At 46.1% G+C, this 14,230-nt stretch carries 8 protein-coding genes; all 8 read left to right on the top strand.

Going from position 1 to position 14,230, the window contains the following annotated elements:
* Positions 1–304: 304 nt before the first annotated feature.
* Positions 305–3,349, top strand: a complete 3,045-nt coding sequence (locus tag B3B27_RS07765; protein WP_286847234.1) for a SusC/RagA family TonB-linked outer membrane protein — start codon at positions 305–307, stop codon at positions 3,347–3,349.
* 27 nt (positions 3,350–3,376) lie between these two features.
* Positions 3,377–4,801: a RagB/SusD family nutrient uptake outer membrane protein gene (locus tag B3B27_RS07760; protein ID WP_286847233.1), complete on the top strand. Its 1,425-nt coding sequence runs from the start codon at positions 3,377–3,379 to the stop codon at positions 4,799–4,801.
* Positions 4,802–4,812: 11 nt separating this feature from the next.
* Positions 4,813–5,277 carry a hypothetical protein gene (locus B3B27_RS07755; RefSeq protein ID WP_286832807.1) on the top strand — a complete coding sequence of 155 codons (465 nt, stop codon included), beginning with the start codon at positions 4,813–4,815 and terminating at the stop codon, positions 5,275–5,277.
* On the top strand, positions 5,277–8,093 hold the full coding sequence (locus B3B27_RS07750) for a M16 family metallopeptidase (RefSeq protein ID WP_286845668.1): 2,817 nt from the start codon (positions 5,277–5,279) through the stop codon (positions 8,091–8,093). Before B3B27_RS07755 ends, B3B27_RS07750 begins: the two co-directional genes overlap by 1 nt.
* A gap of 19 nt (positions 8,094–8,112) precedes the next feature.
* Positions 8,113–9,579 (top strand): hypothetical protein, encoded by a 1,467-nt coding sequence (locus tag B3B27_RS07745; protein WP_238865921.1) that lies wholly within the window; start codon positions 8,113–8,115, stop codon positions 9,577–9,579.
* Positions 9,580–9,749: 170 nt separating this feature from the next.
* A complete protein-coding gene (locus tag B3B27_RS07740; RefSeq protein WP_238865920.1) occupies positions 9,750–10,697 on the top strand; it encodes a metallophosphoesterase family protein in 948 nt (315 codons plus the stop codon).
* Positions 10,698–10,859: 162 nt separating this feature from the next.
* Positions 10,860–11,195 carry an L-rhamnose mutarotase gene (locus B3B27_RS07735; protein ID WP_238865918.1) on the top strand — a complete coding sequence of 112 codons (336 nt, stop codon included), beginning with the start codon at positions 10,860–10,862 and terminating at the stop codon, positions 11,193–11,195.
* Between the two features lie 37 nt (positions 11,196–11,232).
* Positions 11,233–14,088, top strand: a complete 2,856-nt coding sequence (locus tag B3B27_RS07730; protein ID WP_238865916.1) for a bifunctional fucokinase/fucose-1-phosphate guanylyltransferase — start codon at positions 11,233–11,235, stop codon at positions 14,086–14,088.
* The last annotated feature ends 142 nt before the right edge of the window (positions 14,089–14,230 follow it).

Raw genomic sequence — 14,230 nt, 5'->3', positions numbered from 1 at the left:
GGTTTTCGGAGCAGACACAGTGATTATAATGACAAATCTTCTAATTTTAGATTCTTTCAAGCAGACTGATACTCTCAAAGCTGAAAATATTGTCATATCATAACACTCAAAATTAGTACATAACGTCATTTAATATAAATTTATACTGTCCTATTATTATTTTTTCACTATCTTTACGCGCGTTTTGATTTTATGTGCTCTGAATGCCATAAAATAACTTCCCGGCGAAACTGAGAAGGAATAGCTGTGTTTATGAAATGATCACAAATACGGAATAATAATTGTTAAATAATAAATTGCGAACATGAATAAAAGTTCGATTAGATGTAAAGCGCATCTGACCTGGTGTATGCTTTTGTTTTTTATTACTTCAATCAACTATGCTTCTGCACAAGACAGAGAGGCAAAAGGATCTGTTAAAGATGCTTACGGTGAATACCTGATTGGTGTGAATGTTGTACAGAAGGGTACCGCGAACGGTACTGTTACTGATATTGACGGTAACTTTACGTTAAAGGTACCGGCTAACTCGACAATCGTTTTTTCATATATAGGTTTTGAAAAACAGGAGAGGGTGTGGAACGGAAAAAGCAGAATAGATGTAACACTGAAAGAAGATGTTGCAATGCTTGACGATGTGGTGGTGATAGGTGCGTATGGCACGGTGCAGAAAAGAACCGACATGGTGGGCTCGGCATTCCAGGTAAACGCTGACAGAATAGAGACCTTACCGGTTGGACGTGTTGACAACCTCCTGGAAGGTATCGTTCCCGGACTGCAGGTGATGCCCAATTCCGATGATGCATCGAGCACCAAACAGCGGTTAAACCTGAGGGTGCGCGGAGAAGGATCCATGAGTGCATCGAAAGAACCGTTATGGATTGTTGACGGCACCCGTATCTTCAGTGGCGACAGAACAAATATGGTGGCAGGGATGAGTACCTCAATAAGTCCCCTCTCTTACCTGAATGCGGATGATATTGAAAGTATAACCATTTTGAAAGATGCGACGGAGACCTCGATATATGGTGCTGACGGTGCCAACGGGGTAATACTTGTAACAACAAAAGGGGGCTCCGCAGGCAAAACAAAAGTTGGGCTCTCTCTGCAAACGGGGGTAGCACAAATTAATCAGAGCGCCAGGTTTAAAGTTTTGAACGGAAGTGATTATCTGACGCTGGCCAGGGAGTCGTACCTGAATTCGGGGCGCGACCTGAATAGTTTTCCTTTTCAGGACAACGATCTGAATAGTTACAGCACTACCAATACCGACTGGTCTGAGGTGTATTATGATAACGGTTATCAGACAAACGCGTTCCTGTCTGTGATGGGAGGGAAAAACGACCTGAAGTACTATGTATCGGGAGGATATTACAACGGCCAGTCTACCGTTATCGGCAATAAGCAGGAGCGTTATTCAATAAGAGGCAAGTTGGAGATAGATATGTCTCCCAAGTTTGACTTCTCTCTGATATACGCGGCATCGTATAACATAAATGATGTTTTTGTGCCTGGCAATGACTACTTTAAATATTTACCCATATACAGCCCGCTAAATGCCGACGGATCTTTCAGACTGTACAATAAAACGTTGTCGGGGCTTGATGCGTATGGCAATCCTACCTGGCAGACATCCCGTTTTTTAAACTCCGTGGCGGAGAGAGAAGAGAATGATAACAGGCAAAAAGCAGCAGTGACGAATGTTAATGCTATTCTGGGATATGACATAATAAAAGGGTTAACGTCTACTACCCAGTTCGGAATTGATTACCAGGGACTGAATGAAGACAGGTATAATGCAAGGACAAACTGGTCGGGGATGTCATCAACCGGGGAAAGAATAGGCTACTCATATAGGAATAACTCTACCTTCGTCACCTGGACAGCTATTGAGCGACTGAACTATGACAGGACGTTCGGGGTGCACCACGTTGGTGGATTACTGGGATTTGAAGCGAGCTCGAAAGATATAAGGACAATGGGATCGAGCGGTTCGGGCTTTATCAACGACAGGATTAAAGAGGTGTCTTACGCCGTGGACAAGAGAGGTAGCAGCGGAAGGAGTGTCTCCAGGTCTCTCTCTTACTTCCTGCAAGGCAATTATGATTTCGATCGGCGTTACTACTTTACCGTGAATGCCCGCAGAGATGGCAATTCTGGTTTTGGCTCGGATTCACAGTGGGGTAGCTTCGCATCGGCCGGTGCTTCATGGAATATCCACAACGAGAGCTTCTTCGAGGCTGACAACATTAATGTGCTGAAAGTAAAATTATCATACGGATCTAACGGCAACTCGAGAATAGGGTCGCAGGAGGCGCTTGGATTATACTCCTACGGAGAAAGCCATAACTATATGGGAGAGCTGGGCGGATCAATGTCGGGCAGCCCCAATAAAAAACTGAGTTGGGAAACAGCCTATATAACTAACCTGGGCATACGAATAAAGATGTTCAATCGCGCGGACCTGGAGATAGAGGCATATAATAAGAGGACAGTAAACCTGCTCAGCAACCTTGATGTGTCGAGAACTACAGGTGACACCAGAAGCTACCGTAACTCGGGGGAGATAATCAACCGGGGAGTAGAGGCCACATTAAATGTGGAGCTGTTAAGAAATAAAGATACCGACTGGTGGGTGGAGCTAAATGCTGCCCACAACAGAAACAAACTGGTTGAATTATATAATGGCCTTGAGAAAGTAATGGGCAATTATATCTGGAGAGAGGGACACGACCTGAACACATTCTATATTATACGCTGGGCGGGTGTGGACCCCAGGGACGGGTCCCCGCTATGGTATGACAGCGAAGGTAATCTCACCAGAATTTATAATGACCGGAACAGGGTTCCATGGAAATCTTCATCACCTATTCTGACAGGGGGACTGACTTCAAAATTCACATACAAGGATTTTTCAGTAAGAGCTCTCTTCTCATATGTAATGGGAGGATACGGATTTAGCACCTTCGGTCGCAACGTGATGTCTGACGGTCTGAACATCATGTCGGAAAACCAGTCTGTTAACCAGCTGGACAGATGGCAGAAGCCGGGAGATGTGGCCCTTTCTCCAAAACCGATCTGGGGAACATCAACAAAATCGGTGATGAGCTCCACTAGGCATATATATAAGACAACAAATGTAAAATTCAAAAATATTGCGCTGAGCTACTCACTGCCAGAGCGATTCTTAAAGCCTGCCGGTGTGGAGAGTTGCAGGATTAACCTGATAGGAGATAATCTGCTAATATGGACACCTTACGATAAGAAAGGCAGAAACAGCTATAAACAATCTATGAGCGGCTACCCGGTTGAAACCAGCTTTTCATTGGGGGTAGATTTGAGTTTTTAAATAGTGTGCAAAAAACAGAATAAACTTATGAAGTTAATATCAAAAATAGCGATCGTATTCACCATCTGTTTTTCAATAGCCTCCTGCGATTTTCTGGAGGTGGAGACTGTGGGAAGGACAACAATGCCCAACTTCTTTTCTGATGTTCCGGGATTAAAAGCGGGACTTACAGGGAGCTACAGTAAGATGTACAGTTATTATTCTTCTGAATTCTACAAATATCCCGAAGTGGCCGGCAATATGGTGGACCTGAATGTGGTGAGTGATGGAGTGGAGATGATCAATCAGTATAATTTCACCTCCGATCCGGAACAGGAAGTGGGTGCCGTGGGGTACATATGGAGAAAGGTACTGGAGGCCATGGCAAATGTGAACAATGTGCTGGAGTATGCGCCATCGTTGATTAATGCATTCCCGAACCAAAAGGCGGAGATTGAACAGGTGCAGGCACAGGCGCTGTTCATGAGGGCACTTTGCCATTTCGACCTTTACAGGGTTTACGCACAGCCCTATAACTATACGGCAGATGCTTCACACCCGGGAGTGCCGGTCTTACTGGTAACACCGGGGCCGGATGATCTGCCTTCACGTGCTACATCCAAAGAGGTGTTCGACCAGATAATAAAAGACCTGCAGGATGCTGAAGCATTGTTCGGCAACAAACCCATGCAAGATGCATATCATGTGTCGAAAGAGGCGGTATGGGCTTTGCTAAGCAGGGTTTACCTATATAAGGAAGATTGGGATAATGCCATTCTGTATGCTACAAAAGCAATGGATGGGATGCCGCTTGCACAGGGCGATGATTACCTGGCAATGTTTAATAACCTGACTGCAGGTAAAGAGGCAATATTGCGATTGAACGGGGTGCTGAAAAGCAAGTCACTGAGTACGTTCTTTTCGTCGGATAACCCGTTAGTGACAGCTGCTGACACATTGATGAGCTTGTACACAGACCCAGATGATATAAGATTGCAGCTGTTCGCACCTGATAATAACAATGAATTGAAGGTGACTACCAAATACAGAATAAAAGTGGGCTATACGCCTGAACAGGAAAGGTACGACCCCTTTATATTGAGGGTATCGGAGATGTACCTGAACAGGGCTGAAGCATATATGAGAAAGGGAGATACGGCAAAAGCCGCAGGCGATCTGAAGGCTATTATTGCAAGGGCGTTGAACAAAAGCGTTTCGGATATTCAGATGAATTATAAAAATAACGAAGAACTGCTTCTCTTGATAAAAAAGGAGAGAGCCAGGGAGCTTTGTTTCGAAGGACATAACTTCTTCGATATTGTGAGGTATAAAGATGATCTGGTGAGAGGTGCAGGCACCGAATCTAACGTGAAGTATCTTCCGTATCCAAACGACTTGTTTGTACTGCCAATTCCTCAGTCTGAGCTAAATGCCAACACCAATATGCAGGGAAATCCAACGGTTAACAATTAATTGATTCGATTATGAGACTTACTAAAAAAAATATTCATTTCCTGGCTTTATCGATCCTGTTGTTCACATCATGCGGACTGGAGGAGAATCCCATTTATGATCTGAAATTTATTCACATTATGGTGAATGAATCTTCTACCGCGAATGTTTCAGAAAAAGCAAATATGATTGGTACCTATAACGTGTACCTGAGCGCTCCGGCTTCAAACGAGACAGTTACCGTTACCTATGAGATAATTGTTGGAGAGGGGCTAAAAGAGGGAGTGGACTACAAACTGCTGAATAAAGATAATAAACTCACATTCCTCCCAGGAATATACGATATGCCAATCCGCATCCAATGGATTGCCAATACTGTGGATCCGGCAAAAGATAATACGATTAAAATAAGATTGATCAGCAATGACAAGGGCTACTCAATAGGGTTACCCGGACCGGCGCAGAATCAATCGGAACTAACTATAACAAAATCATAATGCATTTCAAGAAAAAGCCACTTGTTCTAATAATTATATTCCTCTTTGCGGGGACTGTTTTTGCAAAAGATATTCAACAGCATCCCCAATTAATAAAAGGTACTCTTAAAAACGGGCTTACATACTATATCTATCCAAATGATTACCCCAAGGGGGAGGCTGTATACCGGCTGTTTATCAAATCGGGATCGGTAAATGAAACGGATGAACAGAGAGGGCTTGCCCACTTTCTGGAACATATGGCCTTTAATGGGACAAAACATTTTCACGGGAATGAGATAGTTAGCTTTCTGGAGTCAAAGGGGGCTAAATTCGGCAGAGACCTGAACGCCCACACCTCGTATAACGAAACCGTGTATAAATTAAAGCTTCCTACAACTGGGGGCATGGTGGATACAACACTGACCATACTTGCCGACTGGCTGGATGGGTTGCTGCTGGAAGAGGAGGAGATTGATTCGGAGCGGGGGGTGATTATGTCTGAGTGGCTCTCAAAGCAGAAACCGGAAGCAGAAGTGAGTGACGTGCTGCTGGATGAGCTGATGAACAACTCGATATTCGGAAAGAGAAAAGTGATCGGAGACACGGCTGTTATCCAAAATTTTAAATACAAAACACTGCGTAATTATTACGAGTCGTGGTACCGTCCCGGGCTTACTGCCGTTGCGGTTGTAGGTGATATTGACCCTGTGAAGGTTGAGAAGATGATAAAAAGTAAGTTCTCGGGGATGAAAGACATAAACAGGGATAATCCGGCAGAACACTCCATACCCGATTACGCCAGGGCGGAAGCAAGGGTGGTTATAAACAAGGATCTCCAAAAACCTGATCTGACAATGATCCAGCTTGTTCCTCTCTCGGAGCCGGTAAGAAAGGAAAGCGAGTATTATCCATATCTGCAACGCACTCTTTTGAACAGGTTGTTCAGAAACAGGCTGAATGCCCTTTCATTTACAAATAACAGCTATGCAAAAGGGAGCGTTGGTATTTCAGACTTTTTGAATACAAAAGGTATCCTGATGGCATCGGTAGAGTTGATGCCTAACAAAATTGAAGAGGGTGTCTCACTCTTTACATCACAGTTGTCACAAATATACAAGTACGGCTTTCTTCCCGCAGAGATTGAAAAGGTGAAAAGAGCATTCATCAGTTCAAAAGAAAGGGCTGCAAAATCGACACAACCGACCAGCTCTTCAGTACTGATGGACGAGGTCTATGCCGATTTCTACAAGGACTACATGATTACAACCCCGGAGGAAGAGTATCGCCTGACAAAAAAATATATAGACTGTATCGACTCGGTATCCATAGTCGATGAGTTACATCAGCTGGCTGACCCCGCCCGGACTCATTATATATTTTCATCCTTTGAAGAGAACAGCATAGCCGATTCTGTGCGGTTGCTTCAGTTTGTGGATTCCGTCCTTAACAAGGCGATTGACCCCTATCATATTGAGATTGAAGTGCCCTCTCAGTTACTGGAGGAGGAACCGGTAGCGGGACGAATTGTCAGCGAAAAAGAGATACCGGCGATTAAAGGAACAGAGCTTCTCTTGTCCAACGGAATAAGGCTGATATACAAAGAATCGGTGTCGGCTAAAGAAAGGATAAGCATGTCGGCATACAGGAAAGGCGGTTTGTTTGCTTTGGATTCAACCGACTATGTGAATGGCGTTTTCTCTCCCAATGTGATATCTCTTAGCGGGGCAGGTAATTTCTCCAGAGATGAGCTTTCATATTATCTCGCTGGCAGCTCTGCCTCGGTGAGGCTGCTGATTGAGAGTACCAGAGCCGGTATGGTTGCGGGATCATCGTCTGAAGATATTGAAACAATGTTTCAGCTATTGTATTTAAAATGGACACAGCCCAAAGCAGACCGTTCGGTATTTGAACTGGCAAAAAAAAGATCAATAGAAAACTACCAGAGTAAAAATATTACCGATCAGACCATTTTTTTCAGGGATCTGAACTACCTGATGAAGGGAGAAGATTATGTGACAAGGGAGATGACCGACTCGGTGATGGAAGCCCAGTTGCAGTTCGACCGCATGGTGCCGTTATTCCATCAGGCCTTTGGAGATGCCAACGGGTTCACCTTTGTGATTATTTCGGACATGGGGCTCGACAAGCTGACTCCCTACATAGAGAGATACATTGCTTCACTGCCCGCATCGGAGGGGAACCACGAAACGCCGTACCGGTACGACGGTGGAAAAATAAGGACCACTGCCGCGCAGCTGACACGTGCCGCCGGCGATTCGGAACGGGGCGTTGTCTCGCTGATCTTTCAGTATTCCGACATACCGGACGATACGCAACGCTTTGGCCTGCAAAGCGACCTGATGAGTGGCGTGCTGCGAACGAAGCTTCTCGCGGAGCTTCGCGAGAAGATGGGCATGGTGTACAGTGTAAGCGTGAGCGCCGGCTTGCGGAAATATCCTGCCGAACTGGCACGGAACACGATCTCCTTTGCCACAAATCCCGAAAACAGCCGGTTGCTGATAGACCAGGTCAGAACCATCCTGAACGAGATGGCCGCAAACCCGGAGAGTTTTGTCCCGGAACTGGAAAATGTGAAGCTGAGCCTGATCAACGACATGGCAGTGAACGTGCAGCGGGATACCTACTGGAGTTCTTATATAAGAAACACAACGTTTAATGAAGAAAACGACTGGGATTATATTTCCAACTTCCCGGATATTGTGCGCGGTATTAGCGCAGAGGAGTTGTCGGACTTCCTTGCTGCTTACTACAATGAAGACAGTATGATTGAAGCTATATTGCTTCCAAAACAAAAAAAACAGACTAATCACTAATCAATAAACAGATGTAATTATGAAATTGAAAAGTTTATTTCTGTCTGCCGGTATTTTACTGGCCGGCATACTGGCCTCCTGCTCAAGCGATGATCCGGAGGTGATTGTATATGAGGCCGGAATGACCTCCTTCGGATTCTATGTTGAAGACAATAAGGGATTGATTGTTCAGGATTATGAAGTATCCCCGGTGACACAAACGAACATCACAGTTCTGCTTCCTGAGGAAGTGGATAAAAGCAAGCTGGTGGCACGTTTTACTGTCACAGATAATGATGTTGTTAAAGTGGGTGACGTTGTGCAACAAAGCGGCGTGACAGCAAATGACTTCACGGTGCCGGTAGATTATTTTGTGTCGGAAGGTACTACAAACGTTAAGTACACAGTAACAATTGGCAAAGCTCCCGCTTATGTATGGACGGCGCTGCCTCCGGTAACAGGGGACTCGGCAGTATCGCTAGTTATGAAAGTGAGCCCCGACGGTACGCCATATATTGCCTACAAGATGGAAAGGGAAACTTCGGCGGATGAAGCGCTCGGCGTACTGGCACTGAAGGATGGCACCTGGTCGTCGCTCGGAAAGGTATCGGAAGGACGCGTGGGCTCCTACATGGACATGGCGTTCAACGCGGCGGGCATGCCGACCGTTTCGTATGTCGATTATACGAATAAAATCTCCCAGCAGGCATCGGTGAAAGTACTGAACGGTTCCACATGGAGTTTCGTTGGTGGTGCTACAGCTACTACTAATAAGGTTAGCTACCACACCATCAACTATTTGAATGATAATAAACTGATGTTGCTGGCTACGTACGATGCCAAAGACAATGTCCTTGCCAGAAGAGAACTGAGCGTAAACACATTCGAAAATGGTACCTGGACCAATAATACGACGATCCCGGGAAGGGCGTCGGACCTGGTGGCATACCTGCAGGTGTCGGAAACACTGGGTGATGTTCTCTACCTGGGTGTCTACAATGCCGTCTCGCCCAACAGTATTTCGGTGTATAAATATGCCAACAACAACTGGACGACACTTCTTGACAAGTGGAGCGACGAGAAAGCGACGGCTATCAGCCTGAGAGATTTCGACATCGCCGTGAATCAGCAGGGTGACGTGTACGTGGCCTTTTCCGACAACAGCAACGACGGGGCGGAAAAAAGCAGGGTGATTAAAGTGGATGCGGAGACAAAACAGGTGACGCCGGTAGGCAACCCGATCAGCGCCGCCACGGGATCGTCGCTCAAATTTGACCTGGCCCTTTCCCCGCTGGGCGTACCGTACCTCTTCTATCGGAACGAAACCAATTTCCCCACGGTGGTGTCCCTCGATAAGGATACACAGGATTGGACTACTCCTCTTGTACTGGAAGCGAACGAAGCAAATGATCTGCACCTCGGGTTTGCTCCCGATGGCAAGGCTTACCTGGTATTTACAAAGAGCCGTAAGATTTTTAGCTATAAATATGATGCACCCGGACAATAAGGCTGCTGTTCCATAGCTTATGAGTGGAATGAAAGCTGTGCTGACCTGTCAATAATGACTTCCGGTCGCTTATAACATAGCGTATAAAAAGAATGAAAGGGTTTGACTGTCTATATCGGGTTGAACCCTTTCCTCATTTTAATTTCTTTCAATAAAAAAGAGATACCCTTATGATAAAAAAAACTAACACGCTGCTAATTATCTTTTGCATATTCGGCTCCTTTATATTCAGCTCTTATGTATTCAACTTGCATGCTCAAAAAAAATTCCGGTTTGTATTCATGGCTGATGTGCATTATCACGATAAAAACGATGCACCACGAGCCATCGATGCGGCTATTGACTCGATCAACAAGCTGAATCCGGACTTTATAATGGTTGGCGGAGATATTGTATATGATGCTCTGAGAAGGTCGCAGGACGATGCAGAAGGACAGGCCTCGCTGTTTCTGGAAAAAGCTGCAAAACTGAACGCCCCACTCTATTACGCTATTGGCAATCACGATCATTTTGGCGTTTACGACAGGAATACAGGGCTTAGTCACTCTCTCTTCGGCAAAAAATTCTATGAGAAGTATTTTGGTCCCCGCTACTACTCTTTTGACCATAAGGGATGGCATTTTATTACGCTGGATGATATTGTACTGACCGAAGGGCGAAGTTATGAGGGAAGGATCGATTCCATTCAGCTGGAGTGGCTTAAAAAAGATATCGGCCAAATTGCAGATACAATTCCGGTTGCCGTGATGGTGCATGTGCCACTGGTTACAACTCTTTCTCAGTGGTACGGGGGAGGAACGAATGCTAACAATAATAAAATTGCCATTGAGAACAGCGAGGAGGTTATCAGGCTGTTCAAAAATAAAAATCTACGGCTGATACTACAGGGACATATTCATTACTACGAGGTTTTGCATATACTGAACAGGACGACGGTGATCTCGGCTCCCTCATTTTCCGGCAAATGGTGGATAGGAAAAATGAATGAAATGGAAAAGGGCTTTGTACTGATTGATGTGAACAATGACAATAGCATTGATTATAAATATATTGATTACGATTACGACTATGTTTCCCGGTCACGGGATCTTCCCCTTGTCCCGGCTGGCGAGCGTTAATGCCGGAAAAAACCAGAATATGAATCTTGGGCGTTGAAATTTGTAAAGTTACTCTAAGAGAAGTAAATTACTGAAAATATTAGTTACATTTGTAAGTAAAGTTCATATGTTTAAAATATTGAATCTGTCTGATGAACTTTATTAACTAACTCAATATATTCTATGAAAAGGTATTGCCAGACACTGGACTTGAAAGATGATCCGATACTGATTGCCGCATATGTGGAGGAGCATGAAAATGTGTGGGGGGAGATATTAGAAGGGATCCGCGAAGTGGGTATCCTGGATATGCAAATCTATCTTCTTGGTAACAGATTGTTTATGATTGTGGATACAGTGGACGATTTCGACTGGGAAAAAGATAATGCGCGGCTGGCTTCTTTGCCACGCCAGAAAGAGTGGGAAGAGCATATGTCGAAATATCAGGCGTCACAACCGGAACAGCCATCATATAAGAAGTGGAGATTGATGGAGCAAATTTTTGGGCTGAACGACTGAAACGATTTTTGGGCTGAACAACTAAATATAATTTATAATGAAGAAGCTGCTGTCACTGCCGCAAAATGCGGTTGATAATTATCACGAGCTGCATGGACGCAGCCGTAATGAGTGGTTCTGTACATCGGATCCGAAGGAGAAACGACTGGGTTCGGGGAGCGGTACAACATGGCTGATGGAGGAGTGCCATAGGAATGAAGCTGCCGGAACGGACTTCGACACGTGGCTCGCAGCAGAGAAACGGATACTTATACACGCGGGGGGACAGAGCCGCAGACTGCCTGCATATGCTGTAACAGGTAAGGCTGGACTCCCGGTACCGGTGTTCCGATGGGCAAGAGGACAGAGGCTGCAACAGGATCTGATATCGTTGCAGCTGGCGTTGTACGAAAAGATAATGATGCTGGCACCTGATTCGTTGCGTACCTTCATTGTGAGCGGGGATGTGCTGATTCGTACTGAAATGGCGTTACAAGAGATTCCTGAGGCTGACGTGGTGTGCTACGGATTATGGGCCGACTCATCACTGGCGACACGCCATGGGGTTTTTTCGGCACGAAGGGACAGGCCGGAAGTGCTGGAAAGGATGATGCAAAAGCCATCGCTGAAAGAGCTGGAGAGCCTCTCGCATTCGCATTTTTTCCTTATGGATATTGGGCTGTGGTTGCTAAGCGACAGGGCGGTGAAACTGCTAATGGAGCGATCAAAAAAGGAGGATGGATCGTTAAAGTACTACGATCTGTACAGCGACTTTGGTCCGGCGTTGGGTACACATCCGAAGATAAAGGACAAGGAGATAAATAAACTGTCGGTAAAGATAATGCCTCTACTGGGTGGTGAGTTTTACCATTACGGTACTACACGCGAGATGATATCATCAACCCTGGCGATACAGAACAAGGTGTGCGATCAGCGGCTGATTATGCACAGGAAGATAAAACCTAACCCTGCTATCTTTACGCAAAACGCTGATATCGGCATCCCTTTCACTGAGGAAAACCATAACATATGGATTGAGAACTCTTGCATTGGAAGCGGATGGAGCATCTCTTCGGATAACGTGATCACAGGAGTGCCCGTGAACAACTGGCGAATGGTGGTGCCTGAGGGAATTTGCATTGATGTTGTGCCTGTGGGTGAACAGAAATACGCGGTCAGGCCATACGGGATGGAGGACCTGTTCAAAGGGGAGATAGGCTCGCCGGCGACGTTGTGGATGGGACGACCGGTTACGCAGTGGCTGAATGAGCGGGGAATGGATATTACTGTCCTGCAGGGCGGCACAGGAGATATTCAGCACTGCAGGCTGTTCCCCTGCATGGAGTCGCTGCAGAAGATGGAGATGGTGCTGAAATGGATGATAGGCACTGATGGAGCTGATGATGAAGGAAGACAAATATGGCTGGACTCACAAAAGCTATCTGCGGACGAACTGATGGAGAGAGCTTCGCTGTTGAGACTGTATGAGCAGCGAGAGAAATTCAGAAGAAAAAACTATGTGATGCTGGAAAGGAATTTTGAAAAGAGTATTTTCTACCAGCTTGATCTGAGTGATGTGGCAAAGGATTATAGCTTCATGGGGCTGCCGCCACCGGAGACACTTTCTCCAATGGCAGATGAGATGCAGCAGATACATAACAGGATGCTGCGATCGAGGATATTCTCCTTGCAAGGTGACGCGGCAAAGGCGGACACAGAGGAACAGGAGGCTTTTAAGCTGTTGCGCAACGCTATGGCGGAGGCTGTGGAAAATATGAAGCGGACGCCGCGGCTATCTGCTTTGCCTGACCAGATTGTGTGGGGAAGGAGCCCGGTGAGGATAGACCTGGCGGGAGGATGGACAGATACGCCGCCTTTCTCGCTCTACTCTGGAGGGAACGTGGTGAACGCAGCTATAGAACTGAACGGACAGCAGCCGCTGCAGGTGTACATTAAACCCTGCAGGGAATACCAGATTGTGATGCGCTCAATTGATATGGGGGCTATGGAGACGGTGGAGAGCTATGAGGAGCTGAGGGATTACAGGAGGCTGGGATCGCCATTCTCGATACCAAAAGCGGCTTTGGCGCTGTGCGGATTCATACCTGAATTTTCTGCCGAACGGTACTGCTCACTGAAGGAGCAGCTGCAGGCTTTCGGATCGGGAATGGAGCTGACACTGCTTGCAGCAATACCGGCCGGATCGGGGTTAGGGACGAGTTCTATACTGGCTTCCACGGTACTGGGTGCACTAAACGATTTCTGCGGACTGCAGTGGACAAAACAGGGTATATGTACAAACACGCTGGTGCTGGAGCAACTGCTGACAAGCGGAGGTGGATGGCAGGACCAGTACGGAGGTGTTTTTCACGGGGTTAAAATGCTGCAGTCGGAACGGGGATTCATGCAGAAACCACAGATAGGATGGCTGCCCGACTTCCTGTTCACAGATGGGGCTTACAGAAGTTGCCACCTGCTTTATTACACAGGAATTACACGCGTTGCAAAGAGTATTCTGGGAGAGATAGTGCGGGGGATGTTTCTTAACTCGGCGAACCATCTGTCGATATTGAATGATATTAAGGTGCATGCGACGGAGATGGCGGACTGCATTCAGACTGGCGATTTTGAGAGGTATGGTAAGCTGGTGCTTAAAACATGGGAACAAAAGAAGATGATAGACTGCGGTACCAATACTCCCGATGTGGAAAAGATTATTGCTCTTATCAGAGATTATACTCTGGGGTACCAGCTGCCCGGTGCCGGAGGAGGCGGGTATCTATACATGGTGGCGAAAGATCCTGATGCCGCCGGACATATCCGAAGGATTCTTAACGAATACAGGCCTAACGACAAGGCAAGATTTGTGGATATGGAGCTATCAGGTAAAGGGTTCCGGGTTTCACGCTCGTAATTGTTTCACACTAATAATTCATTGCCCTGGCATGATTGCCTAATGTAAACCGTGATTGTGCCGGGGTTGTTGATATTTATCCGTTATAACCGGGTGATATGCACTGCAAGCTGTTTTAAGTCATTTTCCTCCAACCCCGGAG

The sequence above is a fragment of the Proteiniphilum sp. UBA5463 genome, assembly GCF_002427225.1.
Taxonomy (GTDB): Bacteria; Bacteroidota; Bacteroidia; order Bacteroidales; family Dysgonomonadaceae; genus Proteiniphilum; species Proteiniphilum propionicum.
Note: the sequence above shows the minus strand (reverse complement) of the source record. Positions and strands in the feature narration are given on the sequence as shown.

Coding starts and splice junctions, on each gene's coding strand:
- B3B27_RS07765 (WP_286847234.1), top strand. CDS start 305: ATGAATAAAAGTTCGATTAGATGTAAAGCGCATCTGACCTGGTGTATG.
- B3B27_RS07760 (WP_286847233.1), top strand. CDS start 3,377: ATGAAGTTAATATCAAAAATAGCGATCGTATTCACCATCTGTTTTTCA.
- B3B27_RS07755 (WP_286832807.1), top strand. CDS start 4,813: ATGAGACTTACTAAAAAAAATATTCATTTCCTGGCTTTATCGATCCTG.
- B3B27_RS07750 (WP_286845668.1), top strand. CDS start 5,277: ATGCATTTCAAGAAAAAGCCACTTGTTCTAATAATTATATTCCTCTTT.
- B3B27_RS07745 (WP_238865921.1), top strand. CDS start 8,113: ATGAAATTGAAAAGTTTATTTCTGTCTGCCGGTATTTTACTGGCCGGC.
- B3B27_RS07740 (WP_238865920.1), top strand. CDS start 9,750: ATGATAAAAAAAACTAACACGCTGCTAATTATCTTTTGCATATTCGGC.
- B3B27_RS07735 (WP_238865918.1), top strand. CDS start 10,860: ATGAAAAGGTATTGCCAGACACTGGACTTGAAAGATGATCCGATACTG.
- B3B27_RS07730 (WP_238865916.1), top strand. CDS start 11,233: ATGAAGAAGCTGCTGTCACTGCCGCAAAATGCGGTTGATAATTATCAC.